The organism is Brevundimonas sp. FV1ye29L (assembly GCF_058681095.1).
This window is the reverse complement of sequence record NZ_CM178730.1, coordinates 1,238,315-1,255,925: the sequence shown is the minus strand read 5'-3', so window position 1 is coordinate 1,255,925 and position 17,611 is coordinate 1,238,315. Positions and strand designations below refer to the sequence as shown.

Annotated in this window: 12 protein-coding genes; 4 read left to right on the top strand and 8 right to left on the bottom strand. The window is 67.9% G+C overall.

The window, feature by feature from the left end; translation table 11 throughout:
• Positions 1-35: 35 nt before the first annotated feature.
• The 4 genes from ACW17W_RS06150 to cysG are packed head-to-tail and all read right to left on the bottom strand — an operon-like array spanning position 36 to position 4,450.
• Positions 36-1,124 (bottom strand): phosphoadenylyl-sulfate reductase, encoded by a 1,089-nt coding sequence (locus ACW17W_RS06150; RefSeq protein ID WP_492079861.1) that lies wholly within the window; start codon positions 1,122-1,124, stop codon positions 36-38.
• A complete protein-coding gene (locus ACW17W_RS06145; RefSeq protein ID WP_492079860.1) occupies positions 1,111-2,778 on the bottom strand; it encodes a nitrite/sulfite reductase in 1,668 nt (555 codons plus the stop codon). Before ACW17W_RS06145 ends, ACW17W_RS06150 begins: the two co-directional genes overlap by 14 nt.
• Complete coding sequence (locus ACW17W_RS06140) at positions 2,778-3,068, bottom strand: DUF2849 domain-containing protein (RefSeq protein ID WP_492079859.1); 291 nt, start codon at positions 3,066-3,068, stop codon at positions 2,778-2,780. The genes ACW17W_RS06145 and ACW17W_RS06140 overlap by 1 nt, the downstream gene beginning before the upstream one ends.
• Positions 3,065-4,450 carry a siroheme synthase CysG gene (gene cysG / locus ACW17W_RS06135; protein WP_492079858.1) on the bottom strand — a complete coding sequence of 462 codons (1,386 nt, stop codon included), beginning with the start codon at positions 4,448-4,450 and terminating at the stop codon, positions 3,065-3,067. Before cysG ends, ACW17W_RS06140 begins: the two co-directional genes overlap by 4 nt.
• A 216-nt stretch (positions 4,451-4,666) precedes the next feature.
• Between cysG and ACW17W_RS06130 the strand changes: the two genes are divergently transcribed.
• The 3 genes from ACW17W_RS06130 to cysC all read left to right on the top strand — a co-directional run bounded on the left by ACW17W_RS06130 (position 4,667) and on the right by cysC (position 8,438).
• Complete coding sequence (locus ACW17W_RS06130) at positions 4,667-5,512, top strand: ferredoxin--NADP reductase (protein ID WP_492079857.1); 846 nt, start codon at positions 4,667-4,669, stop codon at positions 5,510-5,512.
• Between the two features lie 89 nt (positions 5,513-5,601).
• Positions 5,602-6,567: a sulfate adenylyltransferase subunit CysD gene (gene cysD, locus ACW17W_RS06125; RefSeq protein ID WP_492079856.1), complete on the top strand. Its 966-nt coding sequence runs from the start codon at positions 5,602-5,604 to the stop codon at positions 6,565-6,567.
• Positions 6,567-8,438: an adenylyl-sulfate kinase gene (gene cysC / locus ACW17W_RS06120; RefSeq protein ID WP_492079855.1), complete on the top strand. Its 1,872-nt coding sequence runs from the start codon at positions 6,567-6,569 to the stop codon at positions 8,436-8,438. Before cysD ends, cysC begins: the two co-directional genes overlap by 1 nt.
• Before the next feature lie 12 nt (positions 8,439-8,450).
• Here the strand turns inward: cysC and ACW17W_RS06115 are convergent, their stop codons facing one another.
• Complete coding sequence (locus ACW17W_RS06115) at positions 8,451-9,554, bottom strand: DUF2855 family protein (RefSeq protein ID WP_492079854.1); 1,104 nt, start codon at positions 9,552-9,554, stop codon at positions 8,451-8,453.
• 206 nt (positions 9,555-9,760) lie between these two features.
• Between ACW17W_RS06115 and leuA the strand changes: the two genes are divergently transcribed.
• Complete coding sequence (gene leuA, locus ACW17W_RS06110; protein WP_492079853.1) at positions 9,761-11,428, top strand: 2-isopropylmalate synthase; 1,668 nt, start codon at positions 9,761-9,763, stop codon at positions 11,426-11,428.
• Positions 11,429-11,480: 52 nt separating this feature from the next.
• On the opposite strand, the gene ACW17W_RS06105 is transcribed toward leuA, so the two are convergent.
• From ACW17W_RS06105 to ACW17W_RS06095, 3 genes are all read right to left on the bottom strand, one after another.
• Positions 11,481-12,872, bottom strand: coding sequence for a hypothetical protein (locus ACW17W_RS06105; RefSeq protein ID WP_492079852.1), 1,392 nt, complete (start codon positions 12,870-12,872; stop codon positions 11,481-11,483).
• An 11-nt stretch (positions 12,873-12,883) separates the two neighbouring features.
• On the bottom strand, positions 12,884-15,967 hold the full coding sequence (locus ACW17W_RS06100) for a TonB-dependent receptor plug domain-containing protein (RefSeq protein WP_492079851.1): 3,084 nt from the start codon (positions 15,965-15,967) through the stop codon (positions 12,884-12,886).
• 65 nt (positions 15,968-16,032) lie between these two features.
• Positions 16,033-17,397 (bottom strand): dicarboxylate/amino acid:cation symporter, encoded by a 1,365-nt coding sequence (locus tag ACW17W_RS06095; protein ID WP_492080272.1) that lies wholly within the window; start codon positions 17,395-17,397, stop codon positions 16,033-16,035.
• Positions 17,398-17,611: the final 214 nt, after the last annotated feature.

Here is a 17,611-nt window from a genome sequence, read left to right as displayed (position 1 = left end):
ACGGCGAAGGCGGGGCCAAGCCAGGGGCCGCGTCCCTAGCCGCCCGCCGTCGCCCGACGGCCGAGGTGGATGCCGCATTCGGTCTTGTCGACGCCCGCCCAGCGACCGCCGCGCGCATCTTCCCCCTGCTCCACCGGCCGCGTGCAGGGCCAGCAGCCGATAGAAGGATAGCCCTGATCGACCAGCGGGTGACGGGGCAAATCCTCGCCCTGAAGCCAGGTCGACAACCGTTCCGCCGTCCAGTCGTAGAGGGGATTGACCCGGATACGGCCCTCGAACGCCTCGAACGGGGCCAGTTCGGCCCGGTCGACGGTCTGGTGTCGCTTGCGTCCGGTGACCAGGGCGTCCGCGCCCTGCAAGGCCCGCTCCAGCGGCCGGACCTTGCGCAGGTCGCAGCAGGCGTCGGGGTCGGTGCGCCAGAGGTCGTCTTTCGGATCGCGGCGCGCCCGGTCCAGGGGATCGGGCGTCACCAGCCGCACATCCGTCAGCCCCAGCCGATCCGACAGGGCCTTGCGATAGGCCAGGGTCTGCAGGAAATGCATTCCGGTGTCGAGAAACACCACTGGCGTCGACGGGTCGACGCGGGCGACCAGCGCCAGCAGCACGACCGACTCGGCGCCGAACGACGACGTCACAACGGGGTTCAGACCCACGGCCGGGTCCAGGGCGATCCTGAGGATGTCCTCGGCGTCCGCCCCGCGCGCCCGAAGGTTCAACGCCTCGACCTGCTGCTCGAGCGACGACGTCGCGCCGCCATCGCCGCTTCTGCGCCGCCAGACCGGGAGTTCGGCATCCGCAGCCGGCTGAAAGGCTGCACTGAACACAGTGTCCATCCGCTCCCAGACCGCCACATCTGCATCCGCCCCCAGCACCACGCCGTCGAAACCCGACCGGCGCAGATGCCGGACCTGATCCGGAAGCAGGGCGCCGGCCGCGATCAACCGGCCGTCGTAACCGCGCTCACGCAGCACCGCCGCCAGCGAAAAACCCCGCCCGTCACGAAAGGCCGGAAAGTCGAGCACCAGAGTATCCACGCCCACGGCCACCACAGCCTCGACCTCTTCCAGCGGCGTCGTGACCGACAGACGGGCGGCGCCTTCCGGCGCGGCTTCAAGCCACTGCATCGAACGTCTCATAGATGGCCTCGCGGAACGGGTCGGCGCCGAGGCGTCGGACGGTGTCGATGAACCGCTCGCCCTCGGCGCGCACCTCCAGATAGCGATCCAGGGCCCGGGCAATGGCGGGCGCCACCTCGTCCGCCGGCAGGCTGCGGCCGACGATCTCGCCCAGGGCCGCCCGTTCGTCCGGAGAGCCGCCGACGGTGATCTGGTAGTATTCCTCGCCCTTCCGGTCGACGCCCAGAACGCCGATGTGGCCGACGTGGTGGTGGCCGCAGGCGTTGATGCAGCCGCTCATATTGATCCGCAGCGGCCCGACCCGCTCCTGATAGTCCAGATCCGCCAGCTGTTTCGACAGGGCCTGGGCGACCGGGATCGAGCGGGCATTGGCCAGCGAGCAATAGTCCAGCCCCGGGCAGGCGATGATGTCGGTGGCGAGGTCGGCGTTGGGCGTGGCCAGACCTGCGGCCAGAAGTTCGCGCCAGAGGGCGGGCGTGTCATCCAGCCGGACGTGCGGCAGGACCAGGTTCTGCTCATAGGCAGCGCGAACCTCGTCGAACGAATACCGCCCGGCCAGATCGGCCACGACGTCCATCTGGGCGTCGGTGATATCGCCCGGGACGCCGTCCAGCGGCTTCAGTGAAATGACCACAGAGGCATAGCCGGCCTGTTTGTGGCGGCGGACGTTGTTGCGGCTGAACCGGGCGAAGTCGGGGTCGGCCAGAACGGCGCGGTCGAAGGCCCCGGACGTCTTCGGCAGGTCCGCGAACGGCGGCGCGGCGAAATAGGCCTGGATCCGCGCCAGTTCGGCGTCGGGAACCCGCAGGTCCTCACGCCTCAGGGTGGCGAAATGAGCGTCGACCTTCTCGCGGAAGGCGTCGATGCCCAGCGAGGCGACGAGGATCTTGATCCGCGCCTTGTGGATGTTGTCGCGACGCCCCTCCAGATTCCAGGCCCGGATGATGGCGGTCAGATAGGCCAGCAGATCCCGCCCGGGCACGGCCGGGGCGATCTCCTGACCGATATGCGGCAACCGGCCCTGTCCGCCGCCGACGAAGACCCGGAAGGCGGTGTCGCCGTCATCTCCCCTCACGATCTGCAGACCCACGTCGTGGGTGCGGATGGCGGCGCGGTCGGTCCCGGCCCCGATGACGGCGATCTTGAACTTGCGTGGCAGGAAGCTGAATTCCGGGTGGATCGTCGACCACTGGCGGATGATCTCGCACCACGGCCGCGGATCCTCGATCTCGTCGGCGGCGGCTCCGGCGAAGACGTCCGTGGTGGTGTTGCGCACGCAGTTGCCGCTGGTCTGGATGGCATGCATCTCGACGTCGGCCAGATCGCTGAGGATCGCCGGCAGATCGGTCAGGGCCGGCCAGTTGAACTGGATGTTGGACCGGGTGGTGAAGTGGCCATAGCTCTTGTCGTAAGTGCGGGCGATGTGCGCCAGCCGCCGCATCTGGGCGCCGTTCATGACGCCATAGGGCACGGCGACGCGCAGCATATAGGCGTGCAGCTGCAGATAGACGCCGTTCATCAGCCGAAGCGGCTTGAATTCGTCCTCGGTCAGGGCGCCGGACGCACGGCGCCCGACCTGGTCCCGGAACTCCTCGACCCGTTCGCGGACAAGGGCGGCGTCGAACTCGTCGTAGCGATACATCAGGCGGGCCCCGCAGCTTGGGAAGGTTTCTTCAGGCTGTTGCCGACGGTCGGCCCGGCCGAACGGATGGTCTCTTTCAGCCGATCGCGGCCGGAGGGGGTGTGGCCCACGACCTCGACCAGATACGGATTGACGAAGACCGCCGGATTGCCCGCCGCTCCGGCCAGGACGACCTCGGCCGCCTCGGGCTCGAACACGCCCGCAAGCGACAGGCTTTCGACCGGCGCCCCGCCGGCGTCGGCATAGATGACGCGACCGTCGGACAGGCGGTTGGCGGTGATGATCTTCATGCGACCATCTCCGCGCGAACGTCGAGCTGGGCGGCGCTGAACGCCGCACATTCGCCCACGAACAACAGGGCCGGACCCGTCAGGTTCGCGCGTGCGACCATGTCGCCGAGGTCCGCCAGGGCGCCGTTGATGACCCTCTCGTCCGGGCGGCTGCCGTTCTCGACGACGGCGACAGGCGTCTGCGGATCGCGCCCCGCCCCGATCAGGGCGGCGGCGGTCCCGGCCGCACGGCCGGCGCCCATATAGACGGCCAGGGTCTGGTTCGGTCCGGCAAGCCTCTTCCAGTCGGGAGCGACGCCGCCGGGCTTTTCCTGTGCCGTGACGAAGGTCACCGACTGGGCGTGGTCGCGGTGGGTCAGGGGAATGCCGGCCGAGGCGGCGCAGCCCAGGGCCGCCGTAATGCCGGGTACGACGAAGACGGGGACGCCGGCCCGACGCATGGCCTCCAGCTCCTCGCCGCCGCGTCCGAAGATGAAGGGATCGCCGCCTTTCAACCGGACCACGCGCTGACCCTTGCGCGCCTCCTCGATCATCAGCTGTTCGATCTGGTCCTGCGGCACCGAATGATCGCTGCGGCTCTTGCCGACATAGAGCCTGTGCGCATCGCGGCGGGCGCGGTCGAGGATGGCCTCGGGCACCAGCCGGTCGTGGATGATGACATCCGCGTCCTGAAGCACGCGCAGGGCCTTGAGCGTGAGCAATTCGGGATCGCCGGGACCGGCCCCGACGATATGGACCACGCCCTGTTCGGGAGCGGCGACATTCAGCAGGCGCAGCATCTCGCGACGCGCCTCGGCCGTGCGTCCGGCGGCGGCGAGATCGGCGGCGGGGCCGCGGAAGGCCTTCTCCCAGAACCGCCGCCGCGCCATGAAGTCGGGAATGGAGGCGATGACGGTGTCGCGCAGCTCGCGCGCCAGCTTCGCCACCTGGGTCAGGCCGGCCGGCAGGACCGCCTCGATCCGGCTGCGTATGTCGCGGGCCAGGATGGGCGCCGAGCCGCCGGTGGCGATGCCGATCACCACCTCGTCGCGGTCGATCAGGGCCGGGGTGTGGAAGTCGCTGAGTGCGGGCCTGTCGACGACATTGACCTGGGCGCCGGCGGCGCGCCCCAGCCGCGCCAGATCGAGGGCGACGGCGTCATCCTCGATGGCGATGAAGACCAGACGGGCCCCCGCAAGGTCGGATGCAAAGGGTAGACGTTCGATAGGGTCCGGCCCGTCCTGCAGGGCGCCGGGACCGACGGGCGCGCCCGTCGGGGCGAACCAGACCAGGTCGGCCGGCGTCTTGCAGAACAGCCGCAGCTTGGCCAGGGCGGGCTCGCCATCGCCGATGATGACGACGCGGGCGCCGTCCATGGGAATAGAGGCGAGGAAGACGCGCATGGAACTCTTTCCGGCAAAGGGGCCAGGACAAGGGTCCGGGGTAGCGGCGCGCCTGCCCCTGCGACAAACGAGTTTGTCTCCACGGACTGACAGCATTTCTATCGCTTTGGCCGACACCGCCCTGACGAACAGATTTTCTGAAGACGCCGCCCAGAAGAAGTCGTTGGCGAACCGCCTCTCGCCTCGCCTAAGCCGACGGCCCGTCCCGGAGGCCTGATGTCCGATATCCTCGCAATCGATCGCCCCGCCCCGGCCGCCGCCGTCGGCCAGTCGGCCTTCCACGCGCCGCGCATCCTCTGGACCCGGCGCTGGACAGACCGGCTGTTCAGCTTTGCCGTGGAGCGACCGGAGGACTTCCGTTTCCGTTCGGGCGAGTTCGTCATGATCGGCCTGCCCGACCCCGACGGCGGCAAGCCCGTCCTGCGCGCCTATTCCATCGCCAGCCCGGCCTGGTCGGACGAGATCGAATTCTATTCCATCCGGGTTCCGGACGGCCCCCTCACCTCACGCCTGTCCCGGCTTGAGGCGGGGGACGCCATACTGCTGGGCCGGAAACCTACAGGGACCCTGGTGCTGGATGCGCTCACAGGCGGCGAACGCCTGTTCCTGATCGCCAGCGGCACGGGCCTTGCGCCATGGCTGAGCGTGATCCGGGACCCTGAAACCTGGGACCGGTTCCAGACCGTCATCGTCACCCATACGGTGCGGGAGGCGGCGGACCTCGCCTATCGCGACGTCCTGACCCGGGGCCTTCTTGACGATCCGCTGGTGGGCGAAGCCGCAGCGGGCAGGCTGCACTACTATCCCACCGTGACGCGCCAGCCCCTGGAGACGCCCGGTCCGATAAACGAGGGCCGCATCACCGAACGCATCGACAGCGGGGCCCTGTTCGCCGACCTCAATCTGGCGCCTGGCTTCGATCCCGGCCGCGACCGCGTGATGCTGTGCGGCTCGACCGCCATGATCCGCGACGTGGCCGCCCGGCTGGAGGCGGCGGGCCTGACCGAAGGCTCCAACGCCGCCCCAGGACAATATGTGCTAGAACGCGCCTTTGTCGGCTGAACCATAAGCAAATCTATCGCGCCCGCCAGTTTTGATCCCTCGACCCGCAGTGTGGAACGGGGTTTGAGTGGCGGTTCACGAGGCTACCCATGACGCTCGCCCCCTCCCTGACCGACCAGACCGGACGCACAAGAACGGCGTCACAGGGTCGTTTCCGCCTCTCGCCGCATCTGCGCCGTCTGGAGGCCGAGGCCATCGAGATCTTCCGGGAGGTCGCCGCCACGGCGCGCAATCCGGTGATGCTCTATTCCATCGGCAAGGACTCCGGCGTCCTTCTGCATCTGGCGGCCAAGGCCTTCTACCCCGCCCCGCCGCCCTTCCCCCTGTTGCACGTCGATACGACCTGGAAGTTCCGCGACATGATCCGGCACCGGGACGCCGTCGCCGAGACCTATGGCGCGCGGCTGATCGTCCACGTCAATCAGGATGGGCTGGATCGCGGCGTCAGCCCTGTGGCCTCGGGCTCCTCCCTGCACACCCAGGTAATGAAGACCGACGCGCTGAAACAGGCGCTGGATCTGCATGACTTCGACGTGGCCTTCGGAGGCGCGCGCCGCGACGAGGAGGCCAGCCGTGCGAAAGAACGCATCTTCTCCTTCCGCAGTCCTGGCCACGTCTGGGACCCGCGGCGTCAGAAGCCGGAGCTGTGGCGATTGTGGAACTCGGCCCTCGCGCCCGGCGAAAGCCTGCGCGTCTTCCCCCTGTCCAACTGGACCGAGCTGGACGTCTGGACCTACACCCGGGCCGAGGGCATTCCGGTCGTACCGCTCTATTTCTCGGCCCCCCGCCCTGTGGTGGTGCGCGACGGGGCCCTGATCGTGCGCGACGACGAGCGGCTGCCTCTGCTGCCCGGAGAAACACCGCAACTGCGTCAGGTCCGGTTCCGATCGCTTGGCTGCTATCCCCTGTCGGCGGCGGTCGAGTCCGACGCGGCCGATATCGACGCTGTCATCGACGAACTGCTCACCACCCGCTCTTCGGAACGCAGCGGTCGACTGATCGACGCCGACGAGACCGCCTCCATGGAGCGCAAGAAGCGCGAGGGCTATTTCTGATGGACGGAGAAGCCCTGACCATGCGGTCCCATCGCAGTTTTGACGACCACGCAGCGCAGGACCACCTGCGTTTCCTGACCTGCGGCTCGGTGGATGACGGCAAGTCCACCCTGATCGGCCGCCTGCTGTATGACACCGGCCAGATCCCCGACGACCAGCTGGTGAAACTGGGGCGAGACAGCCGCCGGTTCGGCACGAACGGAGAGGAACTCGACTTCGCCCTGTTGCTGGACGGGCTGGAGGCCGAGCGCGAACAGGGCATCACCATCGATGTGGCCTGGCGCTATTTCTCAACCCCGCGCCGCAACTTCATTGTCGCCGATACGCCCGGCCACGCCCAGTACACCCGCAACATGGCCACCGGCGCCTCAGGCTGCGACGCCGCCGTCATCCTGATCGACGCCACGCGCGGACTGACCGACCAGACCCGGCGGCACAGCCGGATCGTCTCCCTGTTCGGGATCCGGCACGTCATCCTGGCCGTGAACAAGATCGATCTTGTCGGCCATGACCCGGCGGTGTTCGAGGCCATCGCCGCCGACTATGCCGCCTTCGCCGCCGACCTCGGCTTCCGGACCGCCCTCCCCGTGCCGATCAGCGCCCGCCATGGCGACAATGTCGCGGCGCGGTCTCCGGCCCTGGCCTGGTATGACGGCCCGACGCTGATCGAGGCCCTGGAACAGGTTCCGGTCGAGGACGGGCGGCTGGATCGGCCGTTCCGTTTCCCGGTCCAGTACGTCAACCGGCCGGCACAGGACTTCCGGGGCTATGCCGGCACCGTGGCGTCGGGCCGCATCCACGCCGGCGACCGGATCGTGGTCAATCCCTCCGGCCAGTCCGCCAGCGTCGCCCGCATCGTCACATGGGAGGGCGACCGCGCCGAGGCCGTGGCGGGGGACGCCGTCACCCTGGTGCTGGACGAACATCTGGACGTCTCGCGCGGCGACGTCCTGTCTCTGCCTGCCGACCGGCCCGCCTCGGTTGACCGGTTCTCGGCCACCCTCCTGTGGATGGACGAGCGGCCCCTGTCGCCCGACGGCGCCTATCGCCTGCGCATCGGCGCCCGGACCACCCCCGCCCGCGTCAGCCTGTCCAAAGACCACGAAGCCGGACTGGTGCTGAACGGGATCGCCGAGGCCGTCGTCGCGGTAACCTCTCCCATCGCCTTCGACGCCTTCTCCGATGATCCGGCCCTGGGGGGCTTCGTGCTTCTGGATCGTGAGACCGGAGCCGTTGCCGCGGCCGGCATCGCCCTGGCGCCGTTGAACCAGGCCCGCAACATCTACACGACGGCCGGCTCGGTTCAGCCGGCAGACCGGGCGCGGCTGAACGGCCATTCCGGCGGCGCGGTCTGGCTGACGGGCCTGTCGGGCTCCGGCAAATCGACCATCGCCACCGCCCTGGAACTGCAGTTGCATGCGCGCCGGGTCAGGACCGTCCTGCTCGACGGCGACAATCTGCGCCACGGGCTAAACCGAGACCTCGGCTTTTCGACCGCCGATCGCGAGGAGAACGTCCGTCGCACCGGCGAGGTCGCACGACTGTTCTCCGACGCCGGGGTGATCGCCCTGTGCGCCCTGATCTCGCCCCGTGCCGCCGGGCGTCAGGCCGTCAGGGAACGGCTGACCCCCGATCGCTTCCTTGAGGTCTTCGTCGACACCCCGATCGACACGTGCCGCGCGCGCGACCCCAAGGGTCTGTACGCCCGGGCGGACGCCGGACAGATCGCCGACCTGACCGGCGTCGGCTCGGCCTATGAGGCGCCACTGTCGCCCGATCTGGTCCTCGACACCACCGCCACTTCGCCCGAGGTCGCCGCCGACCGGATTCTGTCGCTTCTGGAAGCCCGGGGCTGGATCCCGGCAGACTGACGACCGGAGGCGTCAGCGCGCGATGCGGACGATGGCGCCTTCGGCCGGGTCAGAGACGCCGTCAGCCAATTTGCGGACCACGGCGGCTGCGGCCTCCAGACCGTGGTGTTCGACGATCCGGATCCAGGGCGAGGCGGGATCGACAACCCGCGTGAAAAAGGCCTTCTGGTCCTCCAGAAACTGCTCATAGAAGGCGTGCAGCGTGCCCCGCGCCCGGTGCGCGTCCAGACAGGTCGCGGCGAAGAAGAACTCGGGCTTCGGCCCGATCAGATCCGGATCGTCCTTCGGAAATTCGTCGCCCTGGGTCGAGCCGACCAGACAGTCGTATTTCAGCGCCTCGCCGAACCGGGCATGAATCCGCCGCCTGAGGCCCGGATCGCCCGCCAGATCGAGATAGAGGGTCGGAACGTCCTTCGGCAGGGCCTCGACGTCGTCGTAGCCGGACACGGCGTCATAGGCGCCCAGCCCCTCGACGAAGTCCCGGTTCCGGCCGCCGGTCAGGCCGACCAGCCGCACATCGTCCTGCGCCAGACAGTGGGCCGCCCCATAGGCCGTCTTGCTGGAGGCGCTGGACACCACAATCTGGCGCGCGCCGAAAAAGTCCCGCTCCCTCAGGAAATCGACCGCCGTATAGGAGGTGACGAACAGGGGCCGAAACAGGGCCTCGGCGTTCTCCAGATCGGGCGAATAATGCCGGTCGGCGGCGCACAGGACATAGCGGTTGTAGATGTCCGGCACGGCCTTGCGCCACGGCGAGGCGTCGGCAAATCCGCCCCGGCTGATCTTTTCCGCCTGGACGGTCAGGGTGTCGGACATCGGGAAATAGCCGAAAACCCGCGCCCCGATCTCGACCCCCTCGGCCCGCGACCGCACCACATCGGCGAAGCCCCAGACCGGCATCAGGCCGTAGCCGTCCCGCCCTGTGGGAAACACCCTCCAATAGCCGATCGAGTCGCCATAGGCGGCATAGGTGATGTTGTTCGTCGTGAGGGAAAACCTGTCCAGCGCCAGGACGACCTCGCCCTCCGCGAGGGCGCCGACGCGGGGCGTCGCCTCCAGAAGCGTGTCGCCGAGGTCAGCCTTGCGGGTCATCAATCGGTGGTCGGCATCGGACATGGCGTGTCTCCCTGAAAGTTGGCCGCAGGACCCTAGCGACTCTTTCGCCTTACGCAGGAGAAGCTTTGGCAACCGCCGCGAACTCCACACGGCGATAGCGGACGCTCGACCTTGGCCGCCGCAGGGTCTATGGCCGTCCCGGCCGCGGCGTCCTGTGCGCATGCGGCCGCTCCTGACCTCCCCGCCTGCCCAGAGGAGACGCGGCGATGCTGCGCGACCCGTCCGTCAAATACCGCCCGTTCCCGCAAGTGGACCTGCCCGACCGCCTCTGGCCGTCGCGGACGATCACCCGGGCGCCGCGCTGGCTTTCGACCGACATGCGCGACGGCAACCAGGCCCTGATCGACCCGATGAACGCCGAGAAGAAGCAGCGCTTCTTCGACCTGCTGGTGAAGATCGGCATCAAGGAGATCGAGGTCGGCTTCCCCTCGGCCGGCGCGACCGAGTTCGACTTCATCCGCGGACTGGTCGATCGCGACGCCATCCCCGAAGACGTCATGCCCCAGGTCCTGACCCAGGCCCGGGCCGACCTGATCGAGACCACCTTCAACAGCCTGGACGGGGCGAAGGCCGCCGTCGTCCACGTCTATAACGCCGTCTCCCCGGCCTGGCGCCGGATCGTCTTCGGCATGGACCGGGCCGAGGTGAAGGACATCGCCGTCACCGCCGCCAAACTGCTGCGCGATCAGGCCGCCCGCCGTCCGGCCACCGACTGGCGCTTCGAATACAGCCCAGAGACCTTCTCCACCGCCGAACTCGACTTCTCTATCGAGTGCTGCGAGGCGGTCATGGACATCCTGCAGCCGACCCCGGAACGGCCGTTGATCCTGAACCTGCCGGCCACGGTCGAGGCGGCGACGCCCAACATATACGCCGACCAGATCGAATGGTTCGGCCGCAACATCCCGCGCCGCGACAGTGTCATCATCTCGGTCCATCCGCACAACGACCGGGGCACCGGCGTGGCCGCCGCCGAACTGTCGATCATGGCCGGCGCCGACCGGGTCGAGGGCTGTCTGTTCGGCAACGGCGAGCGCACCGGCAATGTCGACCTGGTCACCCTGGCCCTGAATCTCTACACCCAGGGCGTTGATCCGGAACTGGATTTTTCGGACATCGGCGAGGTCGTCAAGACCGTCGAATACTGCAACCAGCTGCCGGTCCACCCGCGCCATCCCTATGCCGGGGAACTGGTCTTCACCGCCTTCTCGGGCAGTCACCAGGACGCGATCAAGAAGGGCTTCGCCGCCCAGGCCGCGCGCAACGACCAGCTGTGGGACGTCCCCTATCTGCCGATCGACCCGGCCGACATCGGCTGTTCGTATGAGGCGGTGATCCGCGTCAACTCCCAGTCGGGCAAGGGCGGGGTCGCCTGGATTCTGGAGCAGGACAAGGGGCTGAAACTGCCCAAACGGCTCCAGGCGGACTTCAGCCGCCCGGTTCAGGCCCTGGCCGACAGTCTGGGCCGCGAACTGAACGCCGCCGACATCTGGCGGGCCTTCCAACAGACCTATCACCTGAACGGCGACCAGACCCTGAAGCTGATCGACTATCAGGAGGGCGCCGTCGTGGGCGGCGAGCGCGTCTTCTCGGGCCGCATCAGCCTGGACGGGGAGACGCGCCACGTCAGCGGACGCGGCAATGGCCTGATGTCCAGCGTGCTCGACGCCCTGCGCGACGGTCTGGGCGTCGATCTCGACATCGCCGACTATCAGGAACACGCCATCGGCAACGGCGCCGACGCCCAGGCGGCCGCCTATGTCGAATGTCGCACCTCGAAAGGCGCGACCGTCTTCGGCGTCGGCATCGACGCCGACGTCGCCACAGCCTCGGTCAAGGCCCTGCTCAGCGCCGCGACGACCGCGCGGGCCTGACGTCGGGTCGGTTGAGGCGGATTTCGCTTCGGCTTGTCAATGAAGCCGTAAATCACGGCTTCGGCTGGCCTGGGGCCATATCGACTGAGCGCGAGGCGGGGGTCGGTACGAAATCCGGGTCAAACAGACAGGGCTCGCCATAGGCGGGCGCCAGAACCGCACAGCGGGCCGCGATCGAGGCCGGGTCGGGCCTCTCACCCTTTTCGATCCAGGCCATCAGGCTGTGCAGCAGGGCCGCGTATTCCGGCGTGCTCAGCTTCGAATGCTGATCCTCGTCGGTGAAGGTCTGGACCAGCAGGTCTCCTCGCCCGGCCCGGTCCACCGTCTCGCGATACAGGGCCTCGACCCCGACGAAGACGGTCGGATCCTTCTTCGCGTGAATGCTCACCGTCGGCAGGACGATCAGGCCGCTGAGGTCGGCGTCATAGGCCAATTGCGCCACCGCCCCAGGATCGGCCGCAAACCGCTCGACTCCGGCGTTCAGGGCCGCGTCATCGTCCGACCCGGCATAGACGGTGTCGGCGTTGTCGAACGGATTGAGCCCGCCCAGACGCGTATGGACCATGTCCTGGAACAGGTTGGTGGCCCAGGCCAGGTGGGCGACCAGCGCGCCCTCCTCGATGCCGACCACCGTCAGGATGTTGTGCAGCGCCCGGGCCTGTTCCGCCGTGCGTTGCGCGGCGGGCCTGTCCAGGCCCGTGCAGTCATTGACCCGGGCGGTCAGCTCGGCCCGGGTCATGCGCCCCCCCGCCGGCAACCCCTGCCACAGCGGATACTGCGTCTCGGAGGGACGTGGGTGGTTGCGGCAATAGAACTGATAGACGGCCCTCAGGTCGGCGCGGAAGACGTAACCGCGCGTGCCGCCCGCGACGAGGCCGTTCGACAGCATCACCCCGTCGTAGTTGCGGTTGCCGTCGGCGTCGATCGCATAGAGTTCCGCCGCCTTGGCGGCGACATTCCCGCCCCACGACTGGCCGTGCAGGATAGTGTGCTTCGGCTGGCCGAACAGGGCCCAGAAGACGCGCCGGACGATGTCGGTGTCTTCCGCCGCCATCCGAACGCCATAGCCGCCGCGTCGGTAGGTCGAGCCGATCCAGGCATAGCCCTCCCGCACCGTGACGGCGAACCGCTGCAGGTCCTCGACCGGATCGTCGAGCCCCGGCGTTCCGGTGCGGGGACCGCCATGGGCGTGCACGACCAGAGACCCGTTCCACTCGGCCGGGATGGCGATCCAGTAGAAGGCGCCCTGGGCCGTGCCGCCACGCCAGCACCGGACGCCGTCAGGCAGACCGGACGGACAGGGCGCCGCCGACGGCCCGCCCGCCACCGGCGCCGGTGCCGGGGCGTGGACGGGCGTCTGCCCGGCATGGGCGAGCGGGGCGAACCCCGCCCAGACGGCGGCTACCGCCACGAAAGCTGCAATCGAGCGCACCGTCATCGCCATGCCTCTACGCCTCAGAAGGTCTTGCTGACCCGGGCGTACCAGTAGCGGCCATAGGGACGGTGAACCGAACCCAGATAGCCGCCGTCGGCCAGGGGCGGACCCTCATCGGCCGCATCGCGCACCCCCACCCGGACCCGGGCGCCGGCCGCAAAGCCCTCTTCGCCGAACTCGTAGTCGCCATAGAGGTTGACCAGGAACTGGCTGTCCACGATCCAGGGCTGTCCCGTGGAGCTGAGCAGCGACGTCTGCTCGATCTCGCTGACGTACTGGGTCGACAGACCCGCACGCCACGGCCCCTTGCGCCAGCTGACGCTGGCGTTGATCCGCCATTCCGGCCGCCCGCCCTGACCGATCAACTGGCTGGAGTCGGGCAAAGGCGTCAGGGCATTGATCCTTCCATCCGCCCGCGCTGCATACAGGCCATCGACGATTTCGCCCGGATCGCGTGAGAAGGTCAGCAGCTGGGAGGCATTGACCTTGACGCTGAACGTCCCCCAGGCCGTGCGGCGCTTCGTCCAGCTGACGCCATAGTCCAGACCCTCGACGGTCTGCGGCAGCAGATTGATGAACCGGTCCTGGATGCTGAGGATGTCGCCGACCGGCGTCAGGCCCGTACCGGCGAAGAAGGCCACGTCGTCGGCGTTCGGGGCGGCGCGAGTGACCAGGGGGTTTGAACCGCCCTCCATCCGCATCAGATAGTCCAGGGCACGGGCGTTCTGGCCGCCCAGCAGACCGACAATGTCGGTCTGTTCGATCTTCCAGCGATCCACGGTGAAGGTGAAGTCGCCAAGTGCCTCGGGCAGGAAGCGCGGCTGGAAGACCAGCCCCACTGACTGGTTGGTGCTCTCTTCCGGCTTCAGGTCCGGATTGCCCGAGATCAGCAATGAGGCGCTGCCCGAGCGGCTGCAGGCGTTGAAGCCGGCGATCCGGCCCGCGCGCAGGTCGGCTTCGCATTTGTAGTAGTCGTTGCCGCTGTTCAGCCGGGCGTACTGGGTGGCGTTGACCTGTTCCAGGTTGGGGGCGCGGAAGCCTTCGGAATAGGAGGCGCGCACGCGCAGGCCGTCGACGATGTCCCAGGCCATGGCGATCTTCGGCTTGGCCACCGAACCGAAGTCGGAATAGTGCTCGGCCCGGCCGGCGATCTGAAGGTCAAGGCTGTAGACCAGCGGGATGTTCATCTCCGGCGACACGACCGGAACCGCGAACTCGATGAAGGCGCCCGCGACCGTCCGGTCGCCTTCGGTGTCCGGGTTGGGGCTGACGGCGGACACGTTCGAGAGGTTGCGCACGCCCGACACCATGTCGACGAAGGTGAACGTACCGTCCAGGTTCTGGTCGCGATCATCCGACTGGGTCTCGCGACGCACCTCGATCCCGGCGGCCACGCCGACGGGGCCGCCGGGCAGGGTCATGAGGTCGCGACGCGAGATCTTGAAGTCGGCCAGGGCCAGGGTGGTGCGCGACACCCGCTTCATATCGAAGGTGATGGCGTCAATGGCCGCTTGGGACGAGGCCACACAGTCGCGATAGCTGGTGGTGTCGACACAGCCGCCGCCGAACGGATTATAGGCATCCGGCGTGGACAGGGCGAGCTGGGCCTGCAGCTTCGTCATGTTGATGTTGGGCGAGATGTCCTCGGCCTCGGCCTCGGAATAGAGCAGCGCCGTCTCCCAGTCGAAGCCACGCCATTCGCCGCGCAGGCCGCCGAGCGCACGGGCCTGATAGTTCTTGACCGTGACCGCCTGGAAGCCGGCATCCACGAAGCGGTAGTTGGCCAGCCTCACCGGCAGGCCCGCAGACGGCACATTGGTCAGGTTCGGCAGACGGTTGGGATTGGCGGCGCCGTTGGCGAAGGCGACCGGCCCGAACGGGTTGTAGTAGTTGCTGGCGGGGATCCACAGGCCGTTCAGATTGACCACGGGGGGCTGGATCGCCTTGCTCTCGGCGGCATAGAGGCCCAGCTCACCGAAGGCGGTGACGTTCGGCGTCAGCTCATAGCGGCCGGTGGCGAACAGGTTCAGCCGCTCGACCGACGGCCGCACCGTCGTGCCGTAGCGGGTGTCGTAACGCAGGTCGCGATTGGCGCCGGTATAGGCAACCGTGCCGCTGACCAGGCAGGTGTCGCCCAGATCGACACCGACGCAGCCCATGGTCTCCGGCTGATAGTGGAAGGCCCCGGCCGCCGTTGTCAGCACAACCCCGTTTGAGCGCGGCCGCAGGGCATTCGTCGTCGCGGGCACTGCCAGCTGGGCCCAGGGCGAATGCGACGACCGGCCGTCCGGCACATTGCTGGTCTCATAGCCCGCGTACTGCGAGAAGAAGGGCCGCATGTCGTCGCTGCGCGTGAAGTCCTGTTCGTCCGCCATCAGGGCCGAGCGATCCGCATAGCTGGCGAACAGGGAGACATTGCCGCGCTCGAAGTCCTTGCCGGCAAAGACATTGGCCTCGAACTCGCGCAGGCCGGTTCCTTCGGCGCCGCCATACTGCAGATCCATGGTCAGGCCGTCGAAGTCATCCTGCAGCACTGTGTTGACCACACCGGCCACCGCATCGGCGCCGTAGATGGCCGCCGCCCCGTCCAGCAGGACCTCGAGACGCTCCAGCCCGGACACTGGCACGGCGTTGGAGTTGAAGCTCTGGACCGGCACAGTGCCCGTATCGGAGGTGCCCTGGCTGGTCGGGTGCTGGACCAGACGGCGGCCGTTCAGCAGGACCAGGGTGTTGCCGACGCCCAGAGAGCGCAGGTTGACCGAGTTGACGTCCCCACGCGCCGAGTTGGAGGTCTGGGGATTGTTGGCGCTGTCGAACAGGACGTCGCCCATCTGGGGGATGGAGCGGAACAGGTCGTCGCCCGAAACGGCGCCGGTCGCCGCGATCTCTTCCTGGCCGAACACGACCACCGGCAGGGCCGCCGTGGTCGAGGCGCCCCGGATCTGCGAGCCGACGACGACGATGTCCTCGACCTGGGCGGCCTCAGGATCGGCCTCGACCGGCGCCGGTTCTGGCGCGGCCTGGGCCCAGGCGGCGCCCGCCGCCATCGTCAGGACGACCGAGGCCGTGGTGGCCATCAGGACCAGTCTGGATTGCGTCTTCATTCTATCCTCCTCCTTGTGGGTCGCCGTTGTGACCGGCGTTCCCGTTCTCGAATGCGTCCCGGCGGTCAGTCGTCCGCCAGGACCAGATCGTCGCCCGGCCCGGCGGCCGGATCCGGCGCCGCCGCCAGCGGCTGGGGCTGCCCGTTCAGGGCGGCGTGCAGGGCGTCGCGGTCCAGCTCGCCCTCCCAGCGGGCGACCACGAGGGTGGCCACGGCATTGCCGATGAAGTTGGTCAGGGCCCGGCACTCGCTCATGAAGCGGTCCACGCCCAGGATCAGGGCCATGCCCGCGATCGGCACCGAAGGCACCACCGCCAGGGTCGCGGCCAGGGTGATGAACCCGGCCCCGGTGATGCCCGCCGCCCCCTTGGAGCTCAGCATGGCCACCAGCAGCAGCAGCACCTGATCCTGAAGGCTCAGGTCGATGTTCAGGGCCTGGGCGATGAACAGGGCCGCCATGGTCATGTAGATATTGGTGCCGTCCAGGTTGAACGAATAGCCGGTGGGCACGACCAGGCCGACGACCGACTTGGACGCGCCGGCCCGCTCCATCTTCTGCAGCAGACTGGGCAGGGCGGCCTCCGAGCTGGAGGTGCCCAGCACCAGCAGCAACTCTTCCTTCAGGTAGCGGATCAGCTTCAGCACATTAAAGCCGTTGGCGATCCCGACCACGCCCAGCACCCCGACCACGAACAGGGCCGAGGTCAGGTAGAAGGTCGCCACCAGGGCGATCAGGTTGACGATGGTCCCGATGCCATAGGCGCCGATGGTGAAGGCAAAGGCCCCGAACGCCCCGATCGGCGCCGCCTTCATCAGGATGCCGACCAGTTTGAAGAAGGCGGCAGAGACCGATTCGAACAGGGTCAGGACCGGCTTGCCCGCGTCCCCCACCATGGCCAGGGCGATGCCGAACAGGATGGAGACGAACAGGACCTGCAGGATGTTGCCGGTCGAGAAGGCGCTGACCACCGTGTCGGGAATGATGTTGAGCAGGAAGTCCTTGATGTTGGTGTCGTGTGCGGCCGAGGCGTACTGGGCGACCGCGCCCCGGTCGAGCGTCGCAGGGTCGATGTTCAGCCCGCGACCCGGCTGCACGACATTGGCGACGATCAGGCCGATGATCAGAGCCAGGGTCGAGAAGGTCAGGAAATAGGCGAAGGCCTTGGCGGCCACTCGCCCCACCCGGCCGATGTCGCGCATGCCGGCGATGCCGGTCACGATGGTCAGGAAGATCACCGGGGCGATGACCATCTTCACCAGCTTGATGAAGCCGTCGCCCAGCGGTTTCAGGCTCTCGCCGAACGCAGGCCAGAAATGCCCGATGATGGCGCCCAGCACGATCGCCGTCAGCACCTGGAAATACAGGTGCCGATAGAAGGGGCGACGCACGTGAGACGCCGTGATGGCGCTGGAATCAAACTGCACTTCGATGTCCTCTGGGCGGACCGTGTCCGCAACTCCCCCGGCACGCTCTGACGTCGCTTCCGTTGGCCGCAGTTTCGCCCCCTTTGCGCTAGGTGGAATCGCAGATCTCAATCCTGACTTTTGTCCTGTTTTTGTTGGGCTTTTCATCGAGTCCTGATCTCCGGATCGCCGTTTTGTGCGGTTTTTCGCCATAACATCTGGCCAAAAAGTGCGAAATTCC